The organism is Micromonospora sp. NBC_00617, from assembly GCF_045161355.1.
Classification (GTDB): domain Bacteria; phylum Actinomycetota; class Actinomycetes; order Mycobacteriales; family Micromonosporaceae; genus Micromonospora.
In genome coordinates this window covers 6,573,281-6,596,637 of record NZ_CP107751.1, presented here as the reverse complement: position 1 = coordinate 6,596,637, position 23,357 = coordinate 6,573,281, and the positions used below count along the sequence as shown (strand labels likewise).

Below are 23,357 nucleotides of genomic sequence, written 5' to 3'. Positions count from 1 at the left end.
CTCAGCCCTCCCCGCGGATGACGTACCGGGCCCAGACGGCGACCACCGGTTCACCGGCGACCGTGCTCACGTCCGTGCGGGTGGTCAGAAAGCCGTGCCCGCCCCGGTTGCTGACGTCCTCGATGGTGTTGGTGCAGACCAGCTCGTCGCCCGCGACCACCGGCCGGGTGTACGCGAACCGCTGGTCGCCGTGCACCAGCCGGCTGTAGTCCACACCCAGGGCCGGGTCCTCGATGATCTGGCGGCTCGCCGCCATGGTGACGATCACCGGGAAGGTCGGCGGGGCGACCACGTCCGGATGGCCCAGCGCCTGCGCCGCCACCGGGTCGTGGTGAGCCGCGTCGGTGGCGCCGATGGCCGTGGCGAACTCACGGATCTTTTCTCGGCCCACCTGGTAGGGGGCGGTCGGCGGATACGTCCGGCCGACGAAGGAAGGGTCCAGAGACATGCCGCGAACCTACACGGGAAGCACAATCGCCGATCTGATCGGCAGGCTGCGGCTGAGCCGCGCCGTACCGGTCAGATCGGCGATTGGAAAGGCCTCGTCAATGGCCGGCGTGTGCCGGCCATTGATCAGCGGGTCTCGCGGTGAACCGTGTGCCGGCCGTCGCGCGGGCAGAACTTCTTCAGCTCAATGCGGTCGGGGTCGTTCCGGCGGTTCTTGCGCGTGATGTAGTTGCGCTCCTTGCACTCCACACACGCCAAAGTGATCTTCGGCCGGACATCGGTAGCCTTCGCCACGGCGGAGTGCCTTCCTCGCTAACGGAAACAACTACGACGCGTCAGCCTAGACGCTGACTGCGCGGACATGCAAAGTGGGCGCCAGTGGCGCCCATCTCCACGACCACCGGGAACGAGCCCGGAAGACGAGAGTAGCGGTGGCCGGACTTGAACCGGCGACACAGCGATTATGAGCCGCTTGCTCTGCCATCTGAGCTACACCGCCGCGGTGGGTCCAGCTGAACCCTCGAGCCCCCTTACGGAATCGAACCGTAGACCTTCTCCTTACCATGGAGACGCTCTGCCGACTGAGCTAAGGGGGCCTGCGCGATCTCCCCGTGGGGCGCGCAGAAGTAAGAGTACACGGCCCGGCTCGGCAGGTGAAATCGGATCCCCGGTGATCGTCTACGCCCAGCTCAGGGCACGACACGCAGGCGCGGAAGCTCCCCGCCGGAGATCGTTTCGGGGTCGACCTGAGCGCCGAACCAGGCCGCCAACCGCTCGTACGGCAGCGGTCGACTGAACAGGAAGCCCTGGCCGATCTCGCACCCGATGTCCTGAAGGAGCTCCAGGGTCAGCTCACTCTCCACACCCTCGGCGACCACAGCCAGGCCGAACTGCTGGGAGAGCGTCACCACCGCGTTCACGATCGCCAGGTCCCCCGGATCGGTCGCCATGCCCTGCACGAAGGACCGGTCCACCTTCACCTCGTGCACCGGCAGCCGGCGCAGGTGGGCGAGGGAGGAGTCACCGGTGCCGAAGTCGTCCACCGACAGCCGGACGCCGAGATCCCGGAGCCTGCGCAGCGTCGGGATCGGCCGGTCCGTGCCGTCCAGGACCCCCGACTCGGTGATCTCCAGGGTGAGGCGCTGCGCCGGCACCCCGTACTCGGTCAACAGCTCCTGCACCCGGTCCGGGAAGTGCTCGTCGGTGAGCGTACGGGCGGCGAGGTTCACCGCGATGGGCAGCGGCTGGTCGGCCTGGGCCCAGTCCCGGCTGCGCCGCAACCCCTCGCGGAGCACCACCTCGGTGAGCCGGCTCAACTGGCCGGTGTGCGCGGCCACCGCCACGAAGTCCTCGGGAGCGACGGTGCCGTGCGTCGGGTGCTCCCACCGGGCCAGGCACTCGACACCGACCAGGCGCCGGTCCCGCAGGTTCACCTTGGGTTGGAAGTAGACCTCCAGCTCGTCCTGGTCCAGCGCGCGGCGCAGGTCGCCGGCGAGCCCCAGCCGACGCAACGACCGGGACTCCAGAGCAGGGTTGAACAACTGCACGCTGCCGGGCACCGACTTGGCGGCGTTCGCCGCCAGATCGACCCGGAGCAGCAGGGTCGCGGCATCGCTGCCATGATCCGGGTGTACGGCCACCCCGACGGCCGTGTTCACGTCGAGGGTGAGCGCGTCGAAGACCATCTCGTCGCGGATCTGATCGCGCAGTTGACCGGCCAGCTCCAGCGCCGCGTCGGCGTTCTCCAAGCGCAGCGTCACCAGGAACTCGTCGCCGCCGACACGGCCGATCAGGGCGGACGACGGCGCGCTGGCCCGCAGTCGGTTCGCCACCTCGATGAGGACCTTGTCCCCGGCCGCGTGGCCGAGGGACTCGTTGACCTGCCGCAGCCCGTCGACGTCGAAGAGCAGCAACGCCACCACCTCGTCGGGCGCCCCGATCTTGACCGACTCGTCCAGCGCCGCGGTGACCCGCCGCCGGTTGGGCAGGCGCGTCAGGGTGTCGTGGTACGCGTCGTGCCGCAGGCGGTCGACCAGCCGGGAATTCTCCAGCGCGACCGCCGCGTGCGCCGCCACCGTCTCGAAGATGGGGATGTCGCCGGGGGCGAAGTGCCCGATGTCGCTGAGCCGGTTGGCCACCTCCAGGGTGCCGATCACGGCCTGCCCGGAGCGCAGCGGCACGACGATCACGTCTTTGATCTCGCGGGCGCTGATCTCGCTGCGCAACGCCCCCTCGTCACCCAGCAGGCGCCCCATCGACAGAGTCTTCGCCAGCTCCCGCGTCCGCTCCCGGAGGATCAACGGGGTTGGGGCGACGTCGAGCAGCCCCGGCGTGTCGACCCGGGCCGTCAACAACACCTCCGGGTGCCGACCCTGGGCGGGGAGCCACAGGGTCGCCGACTCCGCCTGCATGAGGGCACGGACCCGGTCGAGCAGAACGTCGGCGAGCGCCGCGTCGGCGCCGCTCGTGGTGATCAGCCGGGCCAGGTCGTACATCCCGGTCAGGGTGCGGTGCTGCCGGAAGAACTGGGCGTAGGACCGGTAGACCAGGGCGAGCGCGGCGAAGAGGGCCGCCAGCAGCAGCGCCGACCACCAGGTCTTGCGCAGGGCGATCAGCACGAGGAGACCGACGGACGCGTTGATCGAGGTGGTGAGGAACACCGACGGCGTCGTCCGCAGGGCCTCCCGGCCGGCCTGCCAGCCCTGCAGGAGCACGTGCACGCCGACGACCGAGACGAGACTGACCAGGGTGATGGTGTTGACCGCGAGGAAGAGACTGACCCACGTCCCGGGGCCCACGTCGTGCAGCGGGGGCAGCCGCAGGAGCAGGACGCCGGCCAGCGACGTCGCAGCCGCGGCCCTCGCGACGTTGAACCAGAACTTCGCCGGCGGGAAGCGCTGCGTGGCGCTCCAGAACAACGAGGCGAGCGTGTAGATCAGGACCACCGTCAACGGCGGCAGGAAGAACAGCGCCACCACGAGTGGAATCTCGGTGAGCGTCACGCCCACGGACTGCCGTCGGACGACGAAGTTCAGCACCGGAATGCTGATGCCGGCCATCGCCAGGAAGATGAGGAACGCCAGGCCCCAGTCCCCGTAGGGATGGTCCGAGATGACGCTGATGGCGGTGCAGCAGAGGATGGCGAACAGGGCCAACGGACCGGTGATGAGCCAGGCGTGGTCCGTGGACTTGCGCCGTTGGTCACGCCTGGCCATACCGCTCCCTCTGAATGACGCCGCCCGTCGGGGCTGCCCTTACGGGCGACGACCCCCGGGAGTTACCGGGAGACGTTCACGCCCCAGACAACGTCGCCCAGACCGGCGCCCCAGACGACATCGGTCAGCTGGGCGTGACCCGAGCCAGCGAACGCGTCCGAGCCGAACGATCCACCGAGGACGGCGGCGAGCAGGAGGAGCGAGCCGAGCAGTCGGCCCAGCCTTCGACCAGACATGTTTGCTCCTGTCGGGGAAGTGTCACGGGGATGGTGGAGATTCCACGATCGTGCCACACGGTCGGTACGCAGAAAAGCGGTGAGGGTCGTCCCCGTCCGAGCGTTGACGAGGTTGCGCCCTTCGGCCCACTCCGCCTCGACGGGCCGGGCCAGATCAGGGCCCCTTCCTGCGACATCAACGCTTCACAGAGCGCTTGATACGACCTACAGCACAATTCACCCAGGCACCCGGGGCATCTGCCGATCCTGTCGCGCCCGATCACTCTTCGTGACGGATGTGATGGTCTGGAAGCGCGCCAACGCAAGCCCAGACATCGACCACCATACCTTTTCAGCCGCCAGACACAAGGACGCGGACGCGAGCAAATCGCCATCCTTCGCCGCCGGCGGCCCTGCCCTCATCGACCGGGTGGCCTCACCGCAACATGTCGACCGTGCCGGTCTCCGGGTCCACCGCGAGGGACACCCTGCGCAGACGGCCCGAATTCGGCAGGTCGCGGCGAAGGAAGTCGACGACCAGCTGCGTCTTCGCTCCGTCCGGGGTCACCACCGATGCCTGCCGGACACCGCCAACCTCCCACGCCTTATTCCAGGTGGAACCGAGTCGCCTGGCGAACTCCACGATGGCGAGTTGCCGCGCACGCTCCAGTTCCATGAGCGGAAGCGTCCCGCCCGACGTCCCGTCCCTCAAGGCCCACGACCCCAGGACGCGGATTAGCCTGACCGCCGTGGTCACCATCGAGCAGCTTGAGCGTGACGGATGGCCGGATCCCGGTCCCGACGCCTCGTTTCTCGTGACACGCTGCGCGGCACTGCGACGCAAGCCGCTGGCTGATTTCACGATCGAGGACCTGCGCATCATGCTCGGGCAGGAGATCGGCGTGTCAGCTCTGCTGCCCCTCGCCGTACAGGTCGTCCTCCGCGATCCACTGGCGGAAGGCGACTACTTCCCCGGCGACCTGCTCACCAACGTCCTGCGGCTCCCCGACACAGCCTGGTCGCACCTGCAAGCCGAACGGAAGCTCCTGGCAGCGGCTCTGGCCGAACTCGTCACCAAGGCCCCGTTCGCCGACCCTGACCTTCGGCCTCGCGACCCAGACCGACTGCTTCGCGACGCGATCGTGCGATTCGTCGGTCGGTGAGAGCGGGTCTCCCGATCGGACAGTGGCCGGGGGCAGGCCCTTTGACCAGCACGGACGTTGATCACCAGCGGTCCGGGGAAGGGCGGTCCAGCCAGCAGCCCACCATCTGCCCACGCCCACAGGCTTCACTTCTTCGGCAGGGTCAGACCGTCCGGAGGATGCCCGAGGAGCCCATCATCGAATTTCGGCGGGACCTGGAAGCTCGCCGTGCGAAAGGAAACTTTCCCACCACAGAAAGTCACGTAGTTGAAGAACACCTCCCCACCGCTGAAAATGGTTCCCTCAAAAGAAACTTCCCCACCACTGAACCTCGCCCCGCTGAAGAGGACGGACCTATCATTGGACGCCGGGTGCACGAAGGAAACCTGCTCGCCAGTCACCCAAGTCACGTGGACAACCTTCCCGCCGCTGGGAAGCGCCACTCTGTCGAAGAACACCTGCCCACCACTGAACGTCGCCCGGTCGAAGGACACCTTCCCACCACTGAACCTCGTAAGGCCGAAGAACACCTCCCCGCCGCTGAACGCCGCACCACTGAAGGAGACTTCTCCGCCGCTGAACGCCGCACCACTGAAGGAGACTTTTCCGCCGCTGAACGCCGCACCACTGAAGGAGACTTTTCCGCCGCTGAACGCCGCACCGCCGAAAGACACGTCCCCACCAATGAACGTTGCACTATCGAAGTAGATGTCCCCGGCACTGAACCTCGCCCCCGAGAGGTCCCCGCCATCAAAGACTGCGCCAGTAAAGTCGAAGTCGTAGCCGCACCAGGAGGCCGCGTCGTCTTCGGCAAGGCGTAAGTGCCGCCCAACGAGGCGGATAACGGTATGACGTACCTCCCGCTCCTCGCGAGCGGCTCGGTCTTTGTCCGCATCCCTTATCGGCACCTGGTCCTCATCTTGCGTCGCCGTCTCGCTCGAAGCGTCTGGGGGCGGGGTGTAGGGCATGCGGATGTAGGCGCAGAGGACATCGATGCAAGTCTGCCGTCCTTCCCGCCAGTCATCAGCAAGGCCTGCCATGGCGTAGACACCTGCCAGGCGTACGGCTCCCTTTTCCGAACCGAGCTGCTCAGATGCCTTGGCGAAGCGTTCGTTGAATAGCCGGACACCATTGCGGTCAGTCTCAATCTTTGCCCGCTCGTCGGCCGCTTCAGCGAGAGCCTTGGTAACCTCGGCGCGCAGATCAGCAGCGTGCGCCAACTGGTGAGCGAATTCGGCCAGCGCGTTTGCGTGCTCCGCTACTCGCTGCCGCCGGTAGGCGACCACCAAGGCGGCGACACCGCCGATCCCCGCCACAACTGCGAATACAAGTTTCAAGAGATCGAATAGCGTGGCCACAGTGACGGTTGCGTCACGTTCGAAACTAGGCCAGGCGGCGTACCAGAACGCCGCAGCGATCAGCCCTCCGACGAGCAGCAAGGCCACCACGACTGCCAGAGCGATTGAGCGGCGGATGCCCCAGAGCCGCAGCTCCGGCACTGAGCTATCTGTGGCTGGGATGGAACCAACCGTGACACGGGCCTCGGGCCGGGCTAGGCGCGGCGATTCGGGCAACTCCACCCTCTCCTTCTAGCGCACGGCGTCCACATCAACGCTCAACACGGCGCCTGCGACCAGTAGCCAGGACGTCATCCGAGGGCGTCGCCGATCTTCTCGTTCATGGTGTCGTCTCCTCCGTCGATGCAGTTGGCGTAGACCCGGAGCAGGACGGCAACGCCGTGGCCCAGGCGCCGGGCGACCTCGGTCGGCGGAACGCCGGCATTCAGCCACAGCGAGGCCGCCGCGTGACGTAGGTCGTACGGAGGGCGTACGAGGGGTGAGGCGACCTGCGCTTCCGTGAGCGCCCTCTCCCGGGCGAGCTCCACCACCGGTGATAGACCGATTCGGAGAGCGGCCCGCCGTGCAGGCCCCGGAGGAACCGACCGTCCGGGCCGACCCCGTGATTCTCGACGTGCGCGCACAGCAGCTCGACGAGCCGGGGCGGGATCGGCACGGTTCGGGTTTCCTGCCGCGCCCGGTGCTTGAGCCCGCGTCGCTCATGCGACCCACCATCATCCGTCCAGTGCGACCAGGCACGCGGAGAAGTGCCCGCGAGCACCAGGCGGCCCCATCGGTATTCGATCTTCTCGTGGTCGCAAGAGGCCGAAGACTTGACCTCCTCGATGCCGGGCATGACGCCGCGGGCATCGACCTGGGCGCCGAAGCGAACGACGTGCACCGGTTTCCGCGTCCGGGTCGACCAGTCGTCGACGGCTGGACTCAGCCGGACTCGGCTAGATCAACGACAACGGCCCCTGATCAGCATCTCTGCTGGTCAGGGGCCGTGTCTGCACCTGGTGGCGGGTAGAGGATTCGAACCTCTGTAGCTTTCGCGACGGATTTACAGGGCGTCAGCGATCTTGCTGCTCATCCGACGCCTGACCTGCCCACACTTTGCACCTGGTGGCGCCCGACCGGCGGACTGCCCACGATCCGCCCATGGGAGCGTGCGTGCTCAGCAGCAGAGTTGTGCGCGTGAAGTCCAATAGAGGACGTGCCAACGATCCGAGATCGAATCATCGCTGCCAGTACCGGATGGCGTAATGGCGGTGTTCCGTCTGTCACCCCGCCCTCCCGTAGGGCGAGAACCCCCGGCCGCCCGACGACGGCAGTCACGCACCGGAGGCTTGTCAACCGCGTGCAGCCCTCGCGGTTGGAACTCGCGCCAGTTGCGCCTCTTGAGCTGAAACCCGACCCCTGGCAACGGCTGCTCGCTATCGGCAGCCTCCTCTCGGTGATCATCCTCGGCATTGGCCTGTACATCACCAATGCAGCCAACCGAGACCAGCAGGAGGCCACCCGCCGACAGCAGGACCTTGCGGCAGCAGGACAGATCGCAGACCGCTTCACCCAAGCCATCGATCAGCTCGGGCAGCCAGGTTCGGACAAGATCGATGTACGCCTCGGGGCGCTGTATTCCCTTGAACGCATCATGCGTGACTCCGCCGTCAATCAGCCTGCGGTCGTGGAGGTTATGGCCGCCTTCGTTCGGGTGCACGCCCCTGCGTCTGAGGCAGATCCCAGAGCACCAACCGCGAGCCCACAAGCTCTTAGGTTGCCTGCGACACCCGTAGACATCCAGGCTGCCGTGACAGTGCTTGGTCGTCGCAACAGAGACTTTGATCATTTACCCGACGGCCTCAACCTCGTTGCCACGAACCTAGGTGGAGCGAACCTCACGAACGCCAAATTGAGCAGCGCAAGGCTCGACGACGCGGATCTCCGGTACGCCTCGATAGGACAGGCACAGCTCAGTGACGCCTTCATGGGCAAAGCTAATCTGTACGGCTCAGCGCTCGACCAAGCCGATCTGAGCCGCGCCATCCTGATCAGCGCCGACCTCAGGTACGCCCACATGTGGCAAACCAATCTGACCAGCGCCATCCTGATCAGGGCCGACCTCAGGAACACCCAGATGCAAGGCACTGATCTCACCCGGGCGGATCTTCGGAGCGCCGACTTGCGAGGTGCCGATATGTACGGTGCCACGCTGGCAATGGCGGACTTGACTGGCGCGGACTTGCGAGGAGCAGTGAACCTCACGAACGACGGTGTCCGTTGCGCCAAGATGGACGATCGAACCCAGCTACCAAATGGGATCGTCCGGCCCGGTCGTCTTGACGACCTAGATCTTGAAGCCTGCAGGTTCAGGTAGATTGTCCGTATCACAACGGCTCATCTTGCTTCTGGTGCTGGTCTTGGCTCATCCGAGGGCGTCGCCGATCTTGTCGTTAATGGTGTCGTCTCCCCCGTCGATGCAGTTGGCGTAGACGCGGAGCAGGACGGCGACGCCGTGGCCCAGGCGCCGGGCGACCTCGGTCGGCGGGACGCCGGCATTCAGCCAGAGCGAGGCCGCCGCGTGCCGCAGGTCGTAGGGTCGGCGGACGAGCGGCGAGGCGACCTGCGATTCGGTCAGCGCCTTCTCGCGGGCGAGCTTCCACCACCGGTCGTAGACCGACTCGGACAGCGGCCCACCGTGCAGGCCCCGGAAGAACCGACCGTCCGGGCCAACCCCGTGATTCTCGACGTGCGCGCACAGCAGCTCGACGAGCCGGGGCGGGATCGGGACCGTCCGAGTCTCGGCCCTCCCCCGGTGCTTGAGTCCGCGCCGCTCGTGCGAACCGCCGTCATCGGTCCAGTGCGACCCGGCGCGCGACGAGGTGCCGGCGAGCACTAGGCGGCCCCAGCGATATTCGATCTCCTCGTGGTCGCAGGACCGGGAAGGCTTGACCGCCGCCAGGTCGTCGAAGTCGGCCCCGCAGTCGGCGCACCGGCCGGCAAGGTCGCAGTCCTCCCGCCGTAGGTCAGCGGCTTCCGAGGGACGCATTCCCGCGTAGTAGAGGCAGCCGAAGAACGCCGTGACCTTGTCGGCGCGTTTGCCGAGAGATTTCACCGCCTCCAGCAGTGTGGCGACCTGGGCCGGGTTTGCCACCACTCGCCGGTCAATGGACTGGGCGACCTCGGGCGCGGTCCATTGCACCCGGTCGACCGGGTTGGAGGCAATCAGCTCCAGCTCGACGGCGTACCCGAGCACGTTGTAGAAGGTGGCCCGCTTCCGCTGGACGGTTGAGGCAGCCGCGGGCTTGCCGTCGAGGCGTACGCAGAGGCTGTCGAGGACGCGGCGGACCATCGCGGGCGAGTCCAGTTCGACGACCGGAAAAGACGCGGTTTCCAGCCAGGCGAGGGCCGCCGCATGGTCGGCCGGGATCTCGTCGGACCAGCGGCGGGGGTTGAGGCCGTAGAGGTACAGCGCCTCGCGGAGCAGAGCGTCAGTGGGTCGGCCCCGCTTTGTCGGCCGGGTCAGGGTCACCGTGATAGAGGTCAGCGCCTCGACGATTGAGCGCCGGGTCTTGGCCGCCGCCCGGGGCCACTTCATCTCGACGTAGGCGCGGCTGTGGGCGTACCAGGTGGTGGGGTTCTTGGTTCTGGCCTCGGAGACCGGGCGGCCGGTGGCCGGGTCGAAGGGCTCCCCCGCGTTGGCCGCCTGGACCAGCTCGGCGCGGAACGAGTGCGCCAGGGCCTTGGTACGGAACATGTCCTCGAAGCGTTGGCCGCTCACCGCCCAGCGGACCCGCCACGGCCGAGCCTTCCGGTCAGCGCGCTTACCAATCTCCCATATCTGGACCTCGTAGCTCTTCATGCGGCGTCCTGCTCCAGGTCGCCGAGCCACCGACCGAGCGCCGACCGGCGGACCCGCAGCTGCCCGTTCGGGAGCTTGATCACCCGTGGCCCCTTGCCGGTCTGCCGCCAGTAGAACCAGGTCGAGCGCGGTACGCGCAGCTCGGCGAGCACTTCCGGCACGGTCAACAACTCCTCGTTCACTGCCTTCCCTCCCCGTCGTGCTGTGCGCTGTGCTGAGTTGCCGAAAGATCTGAGGACCCTTGCGCGGCCCGGTCCTTAGCGGCGAGCACTTCGGACCGCCAGCGGGCGCGTTCGCTGATCGAGCGCATGAGCCGGTGGGTCATCGGGCCGACGTCGGGGTCGTCGGGTCGGGCAAGCTCCCAGGCGTGCCGGACTCGTTCGGTGGTGTCGCCCTGGTCGTCGACGAGCTGGGTGCCGTCGGTGGTGACGCCGAGCAGCGCCCGGACCCAGGCCCGAACGTCGTGCTTGTGGTCGGCGAGGGTCTTGCCGGACCAGTCGCGGGAGATGAGGATGCGCCGGCCGCCGATGCCGAGGGTGTCGCGCTGGTGGACCTTGCCCTTGCAGCGGCCGGGCTTGAGCTTGGCGTGTGCCTTCTTGGGCTGGACGCCGTAGAGCAGCCAGTTGGCGCACCGGTCGGTGCAGGGCGTGAGCTGGAGTTGCTGCCAGAGCCGGTCGAGGTGCTTGCGTTGCCGGTCGGTGGTGGCCTTGTGGCAGTCGCCGGTGTGTTTGGTGATGTATTTCGTGACGTACCGGATGGTGCGCTCGGCGTCGGCGGTGCCGGGCATGACGCCGCGGGCGTCGACCTGGGCGCCGAAGCGGACGACGTGCACGGGTTCGGCGTCCGGGTCGTCGTCGATGGCGTCGAGGGCTTCCGTCCAGGTGGTCAGCGGCTCGTGGGTGTCCGGGTCGACCCATGCCGTCGCCTGCTCGTCCCAGATCGGGAGCCGGTCGAGGGTGTAGCGCTGAACGGCGACCGAGGGCCACCACACCTGGTGATAGGTGGCCGCCGCCACTGTTCGGAGCACGTCGCGAGGGATGGTGCCGCGGATGGCGAAGTGCGCGTGTGGGGCGAGGCGGCGTTGCGGCTCGACGCAGCCGGCGTACTGGACGTTCCAGCCCTCGCACCGTCGGAGGTTCTACCAGAACCGGTCGAGGAGCCGGGGGAAGTGCACGGCGTCCCAGGCGGCGCGGCGGTAGTCGTACCTGGCCGGGTTGACGGGGGTGCCGTCGGGGCGGACCGGGCCGTACGAGTCGAGGGTGAGGGTGAGCCACATCGACGGTTGGTAGGTGGCGCCGTCCGGGGCGGTGTAGGTCTTGCCGACGGTGCGCCGTTCGACCTTGCGCCGGGGCAGTTCGGGGGCGTCCTGGCGCCGCTTGGTGGAGCGCTTGCGCCGTGGGCCGGGCTCGTCGTCCTGGTCCTCGTCGTCGGTGGCGTGTGGTGGTCCGACGCGCCCGCGCAGGCCCTCAGCGGTGATGGCTTCCTCTACCTCGCGGATTGCCTCGTCGAGGTCGGTCACCTGGTCCCACTGGGCGGCGCGGACGGCCTCGTCGCGGGAGAACTCCAGGTGTGCGCGGAACAGGATCAGGGACTTCTGCGCCTCGGTTGCGGGTTCCGGGCCGGGTAGTGGCTCGTCGTCGCGGTGCCAGCCCTCGCGGATCTGGGCTTGCCGTAGCCGGCGGTTCTTCTTGGCGCATGGCGGGCACTTGTCTTCGCGGGTGGCGCCGCAGGGCAGGTCGATGACTTCGGTCAGTCCGGTGTCGAGGTCGGTGCGGCGCATGGCGAGCGGGCGGACGCAGACTCCGTACTCGATGGCGATGTCCTTGAGCACGTCGATCGAGCGGGGTAGCGCCATGCGGGCCGCCCGCGACCCCGGCCGAGGAGCGACCGGGGTCGGGGCGGCTTCGAGGCCGGGCAGGGTTGGAGCCGTCATCGGATGATCCCGACGACCTGGGGCCGGTTGGGCTGGACAGCCCTGATCGGAGGCAGCACCGCGGCTGATGCCGGCGGCATCACCGGAGCCGGCGGCGCGGGTTCGACCGGCTGCGGCTCGTCGTACCAATCGCCCTGCGGCTGATCGGGCTCCGGTGCCGGCGGGGTGGTGGGTGCGCTGGACAGAACGACCTTGACCAGGGCGAGGAAGGCCAGCGAGGGCACCGCCGCGACGATCCAGCCCCAGACGGAGGGCTCGGCTTCGGCGACCTGGGCGGCGAGGGAGAGCAGTGCGAACGCGATCAGGAGTACGCCGACCAGGCCGACGGATCGGCCATCTTGGCGACGGGCGCGGATTTCCAGGCCGAGGTAGATGGCCATCAGCTCGACGGCTACCGCGTTGGCCCAGCCGATCCAGTCGGGCTGGCCGTGGGCGACGGTCAGGTCGTGAACGTGGGTGAAGGCGGCGGCGCCGGCCATGGTGCCGACGGCGAGCAGGATCAGCACCCGGATGCCGGATTCAGCGCGGATCATCGGCCGCTGCCGTTGTCGCGGACGGTCAGGGTGATGCAGATCTGTTGGCCGTTGAGGTCGCGGCGGCGGTTGACCATGTGCGCCAGGCCGTGCAGGGCGCCGGCGAGTCGGTCCGGGGAGCCGTTGAGTTCGATGTGCAGCGGCTTGAGGCGGTGGGTGCCGAGGAAGAAGCTCTTGAGGGACATCGGTTACCTCCGGGCCGGGGCGACGCGGGTACGGATGTGCTCGGGTGGCTCGCCGAGGGAGGCCACCGCTTCGGAGAGGCAGCGCCACAGCGCCCACGCCTCGTCGGGGGTCAGGTACATGCGGCGCCGGCCGCCGCCGACGGCGAGATACACCGGGTACGGATCAGGCCGGGTGGGGTCGACGCGGACGGACACCGCCGTGCTGGTGGCGCCGTCGGTGCCGGGGGCGCGGAGCCGGTAGAAGGTTCGTCCGTCGGTCGGGGCGGTCACCGCGGCTCACCCCCGTCGGTGTCCCGGTCGAGGATGTTCAGCAGCGAGTCGGGCAGCAGCGGTCCGCGGCGCTGCCGGGGCAGAGGCGGGCGGGTCGGTTCGGTGGCGGTTTCCCGGCCGACCTGGGCGAGGATGTCCGCCGCGTCGGCCGGTGCCGGGTACTCGGCGGCCAGCTCCCGGATGTGGTCGTCGGAGATGTACGAGAAGCGGACCCGGGCTGGCTCCGGGGTGCCGTCGAGGATCACGTAGCCGACGCCCTTGGCCCAGCGGGGCATCTGGTCGGCGAGGGCACCCCGGTTGCGGACACCGTCACCCAACACGAGGTCGACCTGAGTGGCCTCGGTCAGGCCGAGCGCGATTCGGGTCGGGAACAGGTCCCGGAACGGCAGCACCTCCTTGCGGGGGTCCTGCAACGCGGCCACCACCAGGACGCCGACGCCGGCACCCTGCGACAGCAACAGCCCGAGCGACCCTGCGATGCGCTTACGAAGGTCAACGTCCTGGAGGTACGCGGTCAGTGCCGCCATCTCGTCGATGACGACCACGACCAGGGGGTCAGCCGGGGTCGGAGTGTGGACCCGCACCGCGCCGGCAAGCCGGGTCTGCCGCTCCCGCATCACCGTCACGGCCTCGTCGAGCAGGTCGGCCATGGCCTCGAACGACTTGCAGGCGAACCGGGCGAACAGCGGCCGACCCATCGCGAACTCCATGCCGCCCTTGGGGTCGATCACCCAGAGCCGGACCAGCCCGGAGGAGATCCCACCGGCCAGAACGCGGACCAGCGACCACAGGACCGAACCCTTCCCAGAGCGGGTGGCGCCGCCGATCAGGACGTGCGTGGCGAGCAGGTGCAGGCACCAGTGCCGCAGGTCTTCCCGTCGAGCCAGGGGTAGCGCGGTGAAGTCGGGCACCGACGGGACGTCGAACGGGTCGACCAGGGTGCGCAGCGCATCCGTGCGGACCACCACCAGGTAGACCACCGACGGCCGGTCCCGCAACCGCAGCCGGTCCACCGCGCCCAGGACCAACGCCCAGTAGCCCGACCGGATCGGCGGGTCATCGGGGCGCTCGGAGTAGACCCGGGCGTGCCGCCGGCCGAAGGCGTACGCCAGGTTCGCCGTTGCCTTCTGGAACTCCTCCGGTGTCTGGCCGCGGACCATGCGGATGGTCAGAACGTCGAGCGCCTGATCCGAGCGGACCCGCAGCAGCTCCGGCAGGACCGTGCGATGGTCGTACACCTTGGCCAGGCCGCAGAGGGTCATGGCCTCACGCCACGCCCGCCGGTAGACGAAGAGCTGACGGAACCGGCCGAGGATCGGACCGGCGCACCAGGTCCACCAGGACGACTCGTGCCGCCACCGCCACAGCGCCGACACGGCGGCGGCCAGGACCACGGGCACGATCACGCCGGACCGGCCGAACTCGCGGTAGAGGCTCACCCCAGCCACGACCAGCCCGACGGCGACCGGGTGGCGAAGGCACCACCACAGGCCCCGCCACAGCCACCGCAGCACCAGGCCGAGAGCGATCAGCCAGACCGGCAGCTCCAGCCGGCGCGGCCGGATCACCATCAGGTCACCGGCGGTGGTCATCACGACCTCGCCACGTGGCCGGCGCATCACCGCGCACTCGCCACTGTGGGCCGCCGCAGGACGGCAGGCATACCCTTGGACATGTCACTACCTCTCTCGACAGAGCAGGGGAAAGAGACAGAGGGCGGGGCTGCCGTCCGCCAAGACCTGACAGCCCCGCCCCCACCAGATGCGGCTACTGCGCCGCCTTCGTCGCCACGCCCGCCGGGGCACGCATCCCGGTCGCCCGCAGCGAATACGCCATCCGACCGTTGTTGCCCACGTACGGCGTGACGGTCATGCCGTCGAACTCCACGGCCTCGAACAGGCCGCCCGTCGGCGGCACCGGCTGGTAGTCCGCCGAGATCTTCACCGTCGTCTCCCGGGACCGCTTCCCCAGCTCCGGATCCAGGTCCATCACCCGGACCTGCCACACCCGCTGGCCGGTCAGCTTGTCCTTCGCCGGGCTACGCCGGCCGGTCTTCTCGTCGTAGTCCTCGACCTCGCCCAGCGACTCGGGCACCAACGCGCACCCCGCCGGGAACACGTCCTCACACCGCACCGCGAACCTCGTACCGCCGCGCAGAGCCATCGCTCAACCTCCAACTTGTTAACTTGTCTGCCAAGTCGCGTCCAAGGTAGACGGCGCTTGGCAGACAAGTCAACAAGTTGCGCGATTCCTGGCCCGAGAGTCAGGGCCAGCAACGACGAGCACTGCGGGAGGAGTGCTTCCGACTCGTGAAGCCCATCGGCGGTCACCGGTCCTGTGCGCCACGAGCTGGCAGGGGCGCCAAGGGGAAGACTCGGCCAGAAGCTCGCTCCGAGAGGAGGGCTAGTGAGCTCCCCATAGCGCCCGTACCTCTAGCTGTACACCAATACAGGTCGGACGAGACCGTGGCTGGCGGCGAACAGAACCACCGTCCGCCGGTTAGTTGCACGCCATACTCGATAACTTTTACTACTTCCAATACGGCGCGTATGACATCTACCTATCAGGGTTCGTGTGTAAGTTGGTGCACGAACCGAAGGTTAGGTTGTGATTGTTAGTTGCGTTGAACGTTCAGCGCAACGCGAAGCGACGATCGCGGCCTGCGCCAACGGTCGGAACGAAGGAAGCCCCCGCAGCGGCCCGGGCAAGGACAAGCTGCGGAGGCGTTCCAACCGCCGAGGGGGATGAGTTCGGTCTAGAAGACGGACTCATCCTCCTCGGAGCCGGCCCCAGACCAGGCAGTGGCCAGCACCAGCAGCCTGATGATCAAGAAAATTAACTCGATCAGGGAGCCGGCTCCGGCCCTTCCGGGCACCCGTTGCCGACCGGACCCGCGCTTCCCGCGAGCCCGGTTTTTCTTGCTCGACATCACTCGACCTCCTCTAGGTTCGGAGCGGCCTTATCGCCTTCTGAACGTGCGACGATGGCCGCCCTGCCCACCAGAGGTAATCGGTGAACTGCCATCGGTGATGTTAGACCGCTGTGGGCTCATGAATGGCGTGACGCGCTGGCGAGATCCGTGTTCGACCAAAGCTGGACGCCCGCAAGTCGGCATGGGTAGAGGGCTTGCATACGGGTACTGCTGCGCCATGAGCAGCAGTAAGGAATCAGTAGACGAAATTCACTCACGCCCTACGGGTGTCGATGACACCACAGTGGAAGCGTTGGGAGAGCTGAGCAAGGCACTGGAGACCGTTCACCGGGTACGCGGACACCTGTACTCGGCGCACCAGCTCATCGGCGGCGCGGATCTCACCCTTGACCGGGTGGTGAAGTTGCTCCGCGAGGCCGGACACGATGGGATGGCCGACCGGGTCGAGCAGGAGCTGTTGGGTCGCAACGTGCTGCCGGGCCGGTGGACGTTCCAGATCGTGGAGGAGTTCGACGACGGCTACTACGCCGCGTTCCAGGAGATCGAGCGGGACGCGCGGGAGAAGCTGGCCGGCGGACGGCGGCACATCTTTGAGGCGGAGATGAAGGAGCGGCGGCGATCCCACGGGTTGCCGGGGCACGAGGCTACGCCGTAGCGCTGCCGTCGAAGCCGTTCGGGATCATCGAGGTCAGGGCGTTTGCTCGGGCCTCGATGATCCTCATCCGCGCTTGATACTCGGCTGGCTCCCGGTGTGCAGCCTGGCTGGTGACTTGGCCGGGCCACTTGCGGTAGAGCAGGCCGTATTCGCGGGTGAAGTAGCCGTCGCTGACCGCGTTGGCGGCGAGCAGGAGGCCGGTGTCCTCGGAGGCGGGCAGGGCCATCCAGCCGCCTAGGGCGAAGACGAGATCCCGCCGCAGGCACAGGGTCGCCGGGTGCACCGATGCCCGGTAGTCGTTGGCCTTCCAGAACGTCAGGACCGAACCGCGGTCGATGACCCCGCCGGCTGGGTCCTTGTCCCATCCGGCGGTGGACCCGTCGGGCAGCAGGTCGAGTACCCGCGAGGTTGTCCAGCCGATCTGCGGGTGCGCGTCAAACGCGGCGATGTCCCGGGCGAGTGCGCCGGGGGTCAACTGGTCGTCGGCGTCCAGCACCTTGATGAGTTGCCCGGAGACGCGGGAAAGAGCGAGGGTACGGGCAACACCAGGCCCACCGGGACGGCCGGTGCCGAGACTGATCCGGGGATCGCCGGGCAGCGCGTCGACCAGGGCGCCGGTCTGCCCGTCCTCCTGGACGAGCCATTCCCAGTCCCAGCCGTCAGGCATCTCCTGCTTGGCCAACGACTCGTAGGCGCCAGGCAGGTGCTCGATGCTGGGCGCGTGGACCGGGGTGATGACCGAGACGAGCTGCGTCAAGTTTTCCACCGCTGGAGTTTGTGGGAGTAGACGAGCTCGGTCCGGTCGCCCGGCATCACCACGTCGGCGACCTCGACTATTCGGCCGGTGGTGTCGGTCGACGTCTTCCGCACGGTGAGCACGGAGACACCCGGGTCGATGTCCAGCAACTCGGCCTCGTCCGGCGACGGCGGACGGGCGCGGATCTCGTCGTCAATCCGGGCCAACTCGATGCCGAGCGTGTAGAGCTGGTGCTGCGTGCCGCCCGGCCACGGCTCCTTGCCCGCGTCGAGCAGGTCCGGGTTCGCGGCCACCAGGTCATACGGCAGGTAGGAGTACGACACCGTCAGCGGCGCGTTCTCATGCCGCGACGACGTCCAGTAGACCCGGCGCAGCAGCCAAGTGCCCGGCTCGACCTGCAAGGCCGCTGCCATCTCCGCATCAGCCTGCACCCGGGAATACTCGGCGTGGAACTTCAGATCGTCGACGGTCAGGCCGGTGTCGTGCTCGGTGGCACCAGTCTTCAGCCGCTCGTCCTCGTCGAGCAGGACGCGATCCTTCTCCCACTGGTACCGCTCGGTGTTGCGACGGCGCACCCGCTGGCGAGGTGCCCGCACGTAGGTGCCGCGCCCCTGCTCGGCCCGGACCAGGCCCCATTCGCGGAGCTGCCGGATGGCGTTGCGGACGCTCGTGCGCGACAGGCCCGAGGTGTCGGCCAACTCGGTCTCACTGGGCATCAGAGTGCCGGGGGCAAGTTCACCGCTCACGATCTTCGCCCGCAACTCTTCTGCGAGTTGCAGGTAGCGAGGGCGCCAGTCCCGGCCTTGCACACCGGTCACCGTACCCCCTAGACGTTCCAACGTCTGCCAGGTGGTCCCGCCGGCGGGCCGTTCGGGAACCGGAGGCACCGCTACTGCAGCTCGCGGCGAGCGCGCAGGACGCGGGCCGGGAGTACGAGGAACGGTTACGCCCCGAGGGCTCTCGGCGTTCACCGCGTCTCTCCGGCCCGCTCGCCGCCATCTGCCGGCGTCAGCATCTCCAACTGGGCGTAGACCAGTTCGTCAATGAGCCGGTCCACCTGCGCAGACGACAGGAGTACGGTCTGCGTCGCGCCGTAGCGGGTCGCGTCGAGCTTCACGGCCAGGTCCCTGCGGGCGAACCTGTCAACGACCAGTTGGACGGTGACCCAGCCGGTTCGCTCCCGTCCAATGGTGGAGAGAAGCCCGCGGTGCATCGGGTCGTTTGGTCCACAGCCTCGACACTAGACTGGGCACACGACCGGCGCGATCGACGGCACCGGCCGGCCTTCCGCAAGCGGGACCCCCTCACTCATCGTCGGCCCCTGGCCGTCCGAGTACCTGCTTCACCATGTCGCCAAGTTGCTCGGCCAGCTCGATCGCTTGCAGCAACGACAACTCAGCCCAAGCGTTCCCGCCCCGGCACGTCACGTGAACTCCGACCATGGCGCCACCCAAAGCCTCAGCACTGATGAGGTAGGTGACGACGAGGCCGCCTGACCGACTCTCGCCGACCCGCTGCATTGGGCCACGATGACGACGGGCCATGTGCGCCATCACCGGCGGCACCAGGTAGCCGCAGCGATCCGGGGCGCACCAGTCCGGGTGGCTCGTGACGGGAGTCGGCTTGTTCGTACGACTCATCGCGGCCACCGCCCGCCGTTGCCCAGGTAGAGCTGGGCCCGCGTCATCAAGGGCGCGTACCGGAGCGCAGGCAACTCACGAGTGGCGCCCGTCGACCACCGTGGCGAGAAGGCCGTAGAAGCCGGGCGCGGACTCGACGGAACGTTGCTGCCGGCACCCCGGGCCGACAGGCGCCTCCGAGACCACCAGGACGAGAGCCAATGGTGCCGACGATGAAAGCCGGACATCGCACCTCCACAGGTAGGCGGGGACCGGTGGCCAGCCACGGGGGAATGGGGCCGGCCACCGGCCCGGATGAAGGCACGGCGCACCGTCCGACGCCGGACGGGTCGGGTATCGCCGAGCCAACTTGTACGCGCGGCTACCGCAACCGGTCCGACAGGACGCCGCGCATCAGGTGCGACCAGGGCGGGCGCGAAACCACCCCTGACGCGGGCCGTCACTCCAGCCGCACACCAGGAAACGTATCTACAAGTGGATGAGTTGTCTAGGCGTCGAAACGGGTCACTTGGTTGGCACTTGGTAAGACAAGTGCCAGGTACGGTGACCAGGTGCCCACCCCGCACTACGGACAGCCCCGCTACCGCGCCATCGCCCAAGAGTTGAGAGAGCGCATCGAGAGCGGCACCATCCCGCCCGGAGCCCTCCTGCCTGCTGAGAGCGCACTCACCGCCGAATTCCGAGCAGCGCGAGGCACTGTCCGTCAGGCGATAGCCGCGCTACGCGAGGCAGGATTGGTGGCCACAGAGCACGGCCGTGGCACCTACGCCAGGCCGGACCGGGATGGAAACGGGTTAGGCATGATCGCAGAGCCCGAGATTCAGCAACGGGAGGTGCCCGCCGACCCGGAACTTGCGGCACTTTTCGCCGTTGATACTGGAACGGCTTTGCTCGAACAACAGGCCATAACTCGAGAAAACGGACTGGCAAACATTGTTGTCAGGACTTATCGACGACTTAAATCGAGCCCGTAAAGCTGGTCCGGAGTCAGTTAGGCCTAGGGGAATATCAGTAGTGGCAGACCTCGCGGATGTCCGGTTGTATAGCATGCCCCGCCCTGACCAAGATTTCTATCTTGAGTCCGTATCGTCCAACCCGCGCTGCGCGCCATACCAGTCACTTACAATCTTCAAGGGCTCAGCGAGCGAAGCCCTTGAAGATGGATCGGAGACCTGCTCGAGGAACCCCCTAATCACCTTCGCCGCCTCGTCATTCGCCGTACTCAAGTCGTAATCATTTTGGTTCGGCTGTAGGTTCAAGAGCGCCTGAAAAGACCCGTCGTTCAGGTAGTGGAGTCGGTCCGGGTTCTGGTTCGCCCACCAAAGCGCCGCGAGGCCTTGCTCTTGTGTGAGCCGCTGAAGATGCCTCAATTGATCCAGCATAGCTAGGCGTTGGGCCGACTTTTTACGACGCAAGCGTAAAATCCGCCGTTCAACTAAGCGATTCCAGGCAGAAGCTGAAAGCTCGGTCGAACCAAGCCAATTTAGCTTGGTCTCACCGACGCAGTGCGCTGTTTCGAGCCGCCTGTTCACTGCCGCTTGCGCGGCGGCGCGGAAGCGCAAGTCCCACTCTTTGGTGACTTCCTCGGCAGCCTTCCACAGTTCCTCTTTCACCGCCTCCGCGTCGACCGCTCGGACCTCTTGACCGTCGGTATTCCACCAGGTCGCTACAAGATAGGAGCGGAAATAGATACCAGGAACTGAGCTACGAAGTTCCGACCTTAATTTCACCGTGTGTACCGCGAATTCGTCCCTTGGCGAAGCCTTGAGCAGGCGCCGAAGACGTCGGCCGAACATATCAGACGCCGCTTTCTCGACCTGAAGGCGCGCCGTCTCGCGCCTTGCTCAGCTGACCCCATATCAGTTCCTGCATGAGGTGAGTTCGAAGGGGATCGCCGACATCCTTCCGTTCACTGTTGGCCCGCCTCAAGACCATCATCGCCAAGCTCTTATTCACCGATTCAGCAAGCAGGGGACCCACAATATCGGTAAGAGTTTCGGGCGCCACGTCTCCCTGTTCGCAAATGTCAATAAACTGGTCTAGGGCCGTGGCTAGCACCCGGCGCGGCATTGTCGAAGCAGTCGCCACAGCCCATCCGTCCTTGAAAAATGCTATTGATTCGTCATCCCTGTCGGACAGCAAAGCGGATTGCACGAAAAAGGGAGAGCGAGTAGTCAAGGCGATGAATGCTGGCAGTCCAGTTTTTGGTTGTGACCCCAACCATGTCCGGACGGTATCTAGGACTGCACGTCGAGAAATTTCGTCGTTACCCAGGGAAACGAGGGCCTTCTCGGCGGCCAGGAACCCCCTATCGCCGGGATCCCGAGACAACGCCCGACAGATTCTGTGCAGAGCGAGATTGGGTCTTTCCTGCCCGAGCCTTCTCCCGCATGCTTCGACCGCGAGCGCGGCCAGGCCAGGATCCTTATTCGTCACCCAGTTTAGCAGCCGCTGGCGGACTTGGGCACCGACTCCTGGCTCAAGAACAGTAAGATCTAGAATTTCAAGAGCCAGTGACCAACTCTGTGGATAGTCCGTCACAATTTTTCGCACGAGATCTATATAGGCGGTGCTTCCAGCTTGAAGAGCCGCTTTGACAGTAACGTCTGCTATCCGCCGAACACGAGATTGAGGAACATCTGTTGCGAGAGCCAGTAGCCATTCTTGAAGGTAAGGATGAGCCTGTGGCCATTCGTTCCAAACGAAGCGGATGACTGCTTCATCCAGACCTTTGCGCTGATGAGAGATTGAAAACCTATCTCTAACCTGCTGCGCCTGCAAGAGTTCTAGATAGCCGGTCCTTCCAGGCCCGGCCAACGGCGCCACTTCAGCCTCTCGGTCTTGAAGTATCTCAAGAAGCTTCTTCCGAGCATCTATGATATCGGCCGGTAAGCTGGGATCAAGTACCGCTGCTGCCAGCATCGCTGCTCGCGCTGGAACGTCTTCGTGCTCCTTGAACCACTTGCTGAGGTGCTTCCTCCAGCTGCCAAACTTGTCGAGAACCTCACTGACCGCCTCAGCAAAATTGTCCCGACGCCAATTTTCAGCGATCTCTTCGGCCAATTCAGCGGCTTCAGAGGGGCTTCCGATTCGGCTGATCAGCTCTTGAATATCTCGTACCGACAGCCACTCTTCGTAGTTCGCAACCTCGAATTTCGACTGTAGGTGGCGCTCCACGATTTGGGATGCGGGAGGAGGAGAGAAAGACTGCGTAAGGCCGCCCGTCGCACCTCTGCATTGAGACCAGACGTCTGACGTAGCTAGTACCACCAAATAAACCCCGTCATACCTAGCGTTATCCGCGTCTTGCGCTAAGTCTTCTCCGAACTCTAGGGTGGGCGGTTCGTCGCTGCTTCCGCTTAGGTCTAGCAGATAGCAGGTACCCGGCTCTTTCGGCAAGTGCCACGCATTGATCTCTTGCCAGCCCATCTTAATATAGTGCAGACCATTCAATCGCCTTCCGGCCTGCGTCAGCCGCTCTTGGCAGTCACTGAGAAGGCGGACCCCAAGAAGGTGCTTTCCCTTGTCCGGCGGAGCTTCGAGGATTATCAGGCCATGACGCCAAAGCAGACCCAGCAAGTCTTCGTAGCCCGCCGGCTTGATGAAGGAGGAGGAGGTGGCCTCCTTGATCGTTGTGTCGCTTATTCGCTTCGTTCGCAACTTGCTGTTGACTGTATATATAGTATCCCTGGCTGAAAAGATATTCGTGCCGCCCCCACCGGCATCCTGTGTGACAAGATGTCTGGCAGATTGCCCCGGGATGACTTCATCGGCCAAAAGAGAACTGTGAAGTCCGCTGTTTGTTTCCACAGACATCCCTCTACCTGAATCGGGTATCCCGGCCCGAGAATATGTTAAGGCTGCCGTTATCCGCCTTCTGGCTTACTCCGGAGTTGCTGATCCCATCCGACGCGCTTCCCAGCTTTCTCTCAAGTTCCTTTACGAGGTCATTCAAATCCGAAATAGCGGTTGGATGATTCTCCAGAATGTCTTCTAGGCGAACCGCCCAACTCGCGGCAGTCTTTCCGGCGAGCGCCTCTCTCGCGCTGTCGGACGCGGACGCCAGGGCCTGTCGGTCCCGGTCCAGTCGGGATTCCTTTGACGGTTCCCCGTTCTCGGAGAGAAACCGTCCAAATCTACCGCGCGCCGAGGCCCAGGCGTCCGTCATCATGCTGCCGACGAGAGCTGTGCCTGCGCTAAGGCAAAGAGCCACCGCTTCAGGGGGAAGCTCCAT

General features: G+C 66.3%; 24 protein-coding genes, 2 tRNA genes and 1 pseudogene. 4 read left to right on the top strand and 23 right to left on the bottom strand.

Annotated elements, in window-relative coordinates:
* Nucleotide 1: 1 nt before the first annotated feature.
* The 7 genes from OG505_RS30610 to OG505_RS30580 all read right to left on the bottom strand — a co-directional run bounded on the left by OG505_RS30610 (nt 2) and on the right by OG505_RS30580 (nt 4,553).
* On the bottom strand, nt 2–448 hold the full coding sequence (locus OG505_RS30610) for a MaoC family dehydratase N-terminal domain-containing protein (RefSeq protein ID WP_007465337.1): 447 nt from the start codon (nt 446–448) through the stop codon (nt 2–4).
* A gap of 125 nt (nt 449–573) precedes the next feature.
* Nucleotides 574–741, bottom strand: a complete 168-nt coding sequence (gene rpmG, locus OG505_RS30605) for a 50S ribosomal protein L33 (RefSeq protein ID WP_007073056.1) — start codon at nt 739–741, stop codon at nt 574–576.
* Between the two features lie 132 nt (nt 742–873).
* Nucleotides 874–946 (bottom strand) — tRNA-Met (locus tag OG505_RS30600).
* Nucleotides 947–970: 24 nt separating this feature from the next.
* Nucleotides 971–1,043, bottom strand: a tRNA-Thr gene (locus tag OG505_RS30595).
* Nucleotides 1,044–1,136: 93 nt separating this feature from the next.
* The gene (locus OG505_RS30590; RefSeq protein ID WP_405429465.1) at nt 1,137–3,662 is read right to left on the bottom strand and encodes a putative bifunctional diguanylate cyclase/phosphodiesterase; all 2,526 of its coding nucleotides are present in this window, start codon (nt 3,660–3,662) and stop codon (nt 1,137–1,139) included.
* Nucleotides 3,663–3,724: 62 nt separating this feature from the next.
* A complete protein-coding gene (locus OG505_RS30585; protein WP_405429464.1) occupies nt 3,725–3,898 on the bottom strand; it encodes a hypothetical protein in 174 nt (57 codons plus the stop codon).
* Nucleotides 3,899–4,313: 415 nt separating this feature from the next.
* The gene (locus OG505_RS30580; RefSeq protein WP_405429463.1) at nt 4,314–4,553 is read right to left on the bottom strand and encodes a hypothetical protein; all 240 of its coding nucleotides are present in this window, start codon (nt 4,551–4,553) and stop codon (nt 4,314–4,316) included.
* A gap of 73 nt (nt 4,554–4,626) precedes the next feature.
* Between OG505_RS30580 and OG505_RS30575 the strand changes: the two genes are divergently transcribed.
* Entirely contained in the window at nt 4,627–5,040 is a 414-nt protein-coding gene (locus tag OG505_RS30575) for a contact-dependent growth inhibition system immunity protein (RefSeq protein WP_405429462.1), read from the top strand.
* Between the two features lie 125 nt (nt 5,041–5,165).
* Here OG505_RS30575 and OG505_RS30570 read toward each other — a convergent pair whose 3' ends face one another.
* Together OG505_RS30570 and OG505_RS30565 are read right to left on the bottom strand one after the other, a co-directional pair.
* Nucleotides 5,166–6,518, bottom strand: a complete 1,353-nt coding sequence (locus OG505_RS30570) for a pentapeptide repeat-containing protein (RefSeq protein WP_405429461.1) — start codon at nt 6,516–6,518, stop codon at nt 5,166–5,168.
* A 149-nt stretch (nt 6,519–6,667) separates the two neighbouring features.
* On the bottom strand, nt 6,668–6,907 hold the full coding sequence (locus tag OG505_RS30565; RefSeq protein ID WP_405429460.1) for a hypothetical protein: 240 nt from the start codon (nt 6,905–6,907) through the stop codon (nt 6,668–6,670).
* Between the two features lie 905 nt (nt 6,908–7,812).
* On the opposite strand from OG505_RS30565, the gene OG505_RS30560 reads away from it, so the two are divergent.
* The gene (locus OG505_RS30560) at nt 7,813–8,733 is read left to right on the top strand and encodes a pentapeptide repeat-containing protein (protein ID WP_405429459.1); all 921 of its coding nucleotides are present in this window, start codon (nt 7,813–7,815) and stop codon (nt 8,731–8,733) included.
* 48 nt (nt 8,734–8,781) lie between these two features.
* Here the strand turns inward: OG505_RS30560 and OG505_RS30555 are convergent, their stop codons facing one another.
* The 8 genes and pseudogenes from OG505_RS30555 to OG505_RS30520 all read right to left on the bottom strand — a co-directional run bounded on the left by OG505_RS30555 (nt 8,782) and on the right by OG505_RS30520 (nt 15,302).
* Nucleotides 8,782–10,218 carry a tyrosine-type recombinase/integrase gene (locus OG505_RS30555; protein ID WP_405429458.1) on the bottom strand — a complete coding sequence of 479 codons (1,437 nt, stop codon included), beginning with the start codon at nt 10,216–10,218 and terminating at the stop codon, nt 8,782–8,784.
* Nucleotides 10,215–10,400, bottom strand: coding sequence for an AlpA family transcriptional regulator (locus OG505_RS30550; protein ID WP_030329852.1), 186 nt, complete (start codon nt 10,398–10,400; stop codon nt 10,215–10,217). Before OG505_RS30550 ends, OG505_RS30555 begins: the two co-directional genes overlap by 4 nt.
* Nucleotides 10,397–12,151, bottom strand: a pseudogene (locus tag OG505_RS30545) (replication initiator). Before OG505_RS30545 ends, OG505_RS30550 begins: the two are co-directional and overlap by 4 nt.
* Complete coding sequence (locus OG505_RS30540; RefSeq protein ID WP_405429457.1) at nt 12,148–12,684, bottom strand: DUF2637 domain-containing protein; 537 nt, start codon at nt 12,682–12,684, stop codon at nt 12,148–12,150. Before OG505_RS30540 ends, OG505_RS30545 begins: the two are co-directional and overlap by 4 nt.
* Entirely contained in the window at nt 12,681–12,869 is a 189-nt protein-coding gene (locus tag OG505_RS30535) for a hypothetical protein (RefSeq protein WP_091402447.1), read from the bottom strand. Before OG505_RS30535 ends, OG505_RS30540 begins: the two co-directional genes overlap by 4 nt.
* Before the next feature lie 3 nt (nt 12,870–12,872).
* Entirely contained in the window at nt 12,873–13,139 is a 267-nt protein-coding gene (locus tag OG505_RS30530; RefSeq protein WP_112726482.1) for a hypothetical protein, read from the bottom strand.
* Nucleotides 13,136–14,731 carry an FtsK/SpoIIIE domain-containing protein gene (locus OG505_RS30525; RefSeq protein WP_405429456.1) on the bottom strand — a complete coding sequence of 532 codons (1,596 nt, stop codon included), beginning with the start codon at nt 14,729–14,731 and terminating at the stop codon, nt 13,136–13,138. Before OG505_RS30525 ends, OG505_RS30530 begins: the two co-directional genes overlap by 4 nt.
* 175 nt (nt 14,732–14,906) lie before the next feature.
* Nucleotides 14,907–15,302, bottom strand: a complete 396-nt coding sequence (locus OG505_RS30520; protein ID WP_091402451.1) for a transcriptional regulator — start codon at nt 15,300–15,302, stop codon at nt 14,907–14,909.
* Between the two features lie 986 nt (nt 15,303–16,288).
* Between OG505_RS30520 and OG505_RS30515 the strand changes: the two genes are divergently transcribed.
* Nucleotides 16,289–16,726: a hypothetical protein gene (locus tag OG505_RS30515; RefSeq protein WP_405429455.1), complete on the top strand. Its 438-nt coding sequence runs from the start codon at nt 16,289–16,291 to the stop codon at nt 16,724–16,726.
* On the opposite strand, the gene OG505_RS30510 is transcribed toward OG505_RS30515, so the two are convergent.
* From OG505_RS30510 to OG505_RS30495, 4 genes are all read right to left on the bottom strand, one after another.
* Nucleotides 16,716–17,492 carry a glycosyltransferase family 2 protein gene (locus OG505_RS30510; protein ID WP_405429454.1) on the bottom strand — a complete coding sequence of 259 codons (777 nt, stop codon included), beginning with the start codon at nt 17,490–17,492 and terminating at the stop codon, nt 16,716–16,718. The genes OG505_RS30515 and OG505_RS30510 overlap by 11 nt on opposite strands.
* On the bottom strand, nt 17,480–18,301 hold the full coding sequence (locus OG505_RS30505) for a GntR family transcriptional regulator (RefSeq protein ID WP_405429453.1): 822 nt from the start codon (nt 18,299–18,301) through the stop codon (nt 17,480–17,482). The genes OG505_RS30510 and OG505_RS30505 overlap by 13 nt, the downstream gene beginning before the upstream one ends.
* A gap of 149 nt (nt 18,302–18,450) precedes the next feature.
* Nucleotides 18,451–18,696, bottom strand: coding sequence for a precorrin-4 C11-methyltransferase (locus tag OG505_RS30500; RefSeq protein WP_112726490.1), 246 nt, complete (start codon nt 18,694–18,696; stop codon nt 18,451–18,453).
* Nucleotides 18,697–18,787: 91 nt separating this feature from the next.
* On the bottom strand, nt 18,788–19,123 hold the full coding sequence (locus tag OG505_RS30495) for a hypothetical protein (RefSeq protein ID WP_405429452.1): 336 nt from the start codon (nt 19,121–19,123) through the stop codon (nt 18,788–18,790).
* Nucleotides 19,124–19,674: 551 nt separating this feature from the next.
* Here OG505_RS30495 and OG505_RS30490 point away from each other — a divergent pair.
* Nucleotides 19,675–20,097 carry a GntR family transcriptional regulator gene (locus OG505_RS30490; RefSeq protein ID WP_405429451.1) on the top strand — a complete coding sequence of 141 codons (423 nt, stop codon included), beginning with the start codon at nt 19,675–19,677 and terminating at the stop codon, nt 20,095–20,097.
* A gap of 96 nt (nt 20,098–20,193) precedes the next feature.
* On the opposite strand, the gene OG505_RS30485 is transcribed toward OG505_RS30490, so the two are convergent.
* A complete protein-coding gene (locus OG505_RS30485) occupies nt 20,194–20,736 on the bottom strand; it encodes a hypothetical protein (RefSeq protein ID WP_405429450.1) in 543 nt (180 codons plus the stop codon).
* Nucleotides 20,737–20,920: 184 nt separating this feature from the next.
* Nucleotides 20,921–22,933, bottom strand: coding sequence for a hypothetical protein (locus OG505_RS30480; RefSeq protein WP_405429449.1), 2,013 nt, complete (start codon nt 22,931–22,933; stop codon nt 20,921–20,923).
* Between the last annotated feature and the right edge of the window lie 424 nt (nt 22,934–23,357).

Excerpts from the sequence above, each read along its gene's own strand:
- OG505_RS30540 (WP_405429457.1), bottom strand. The coding sequence starts at position 12,684 with ATGATCCGCGCTGAATCCGGCATCCGGGTGCTGATCCTGCTCGCCGTC.
- OG505_RS30590 (WP_405429465.1), bottom strand. The coding sequence starts at position 3,662 with ATGGCCAGGCGTGACCAACGGCGCAAGTCCACGGACCACGCCTGGCTC.
- OG505_RS30610 (WP_007465337.1), bottom strand. The coding sequence starts at position 448 with ATGTCTCTGGACCCTTCCTTCGTCGGCCGGACGTATCCGCCGACCGCC.
- OG505_RS30520 (WP_091402451.1), bottom strand. The coding sequence starts at position 15,302 with ATGGCTCTGCGCGGCGGTACGAGGTTCGCGGTGCGGTGTGAGGACGTG.
- OG505_RS30585 (WP_405429464.1), bottom strand. The coding sequence starts at position 3,898 with ATGTCTGGTCGAAGGCTGGGCCGACTGCTCGGCTCGCTCCTCCTGCTC.
- OG505_RS30515 (WP_405429455.1), top strand. The coding sequence starts at position 16,289 with ATGAGCAGCAGTAAGGAATCAGTAGACGAAATTCACTCACGCCCTACG.
- OG505_RS30525 (WP_405429456.1), bottom strand. The coding sequence starts at position 14,731 with ATGACCACCGCCGGTGACCTGATGGTGATCCGGCCGCGCCGGCTGGAG.
- OG505_RS30580 (WP_405429463.1), bottom strand. The coding sequence starts at position 4,553 with ATGGAACTGGAGCGTGCGCGGCAACTCGCCATCGTGGAGTTCGCCAGG.
- OG505_RS30500 (WP_112726490.1), bottom strand. The coding sequence starts at position 18,696 with ATGCACCGCGGGCTTCTCTCCACCATTGGACGGGAGCGAACCGGCTGG.
- OG505_RS30555 (WP_405429458.1), bottom strand. The coding sequence starts at position 10,218 with ATGAAGAGCTACGAGGTCCAGATATGGGAGATTGGTAAGCGCGCTGAC.
- OG505_RS30535 (WP_091402447.1), bottom strand. The coding sequence starts at position 12,869 with ATGTCCCTCAAGAGCTTCTTCCTCGGCACCCACCGCCTCAAGCCGCTG.
- OG505_RS30495 (WP_405429452.1), bottom strand. The coding sequence starts at position 19,123 with ATGAGTCGTACGAACAAGCCGACTCCCGTCACGAGCCACCCGGACTGG.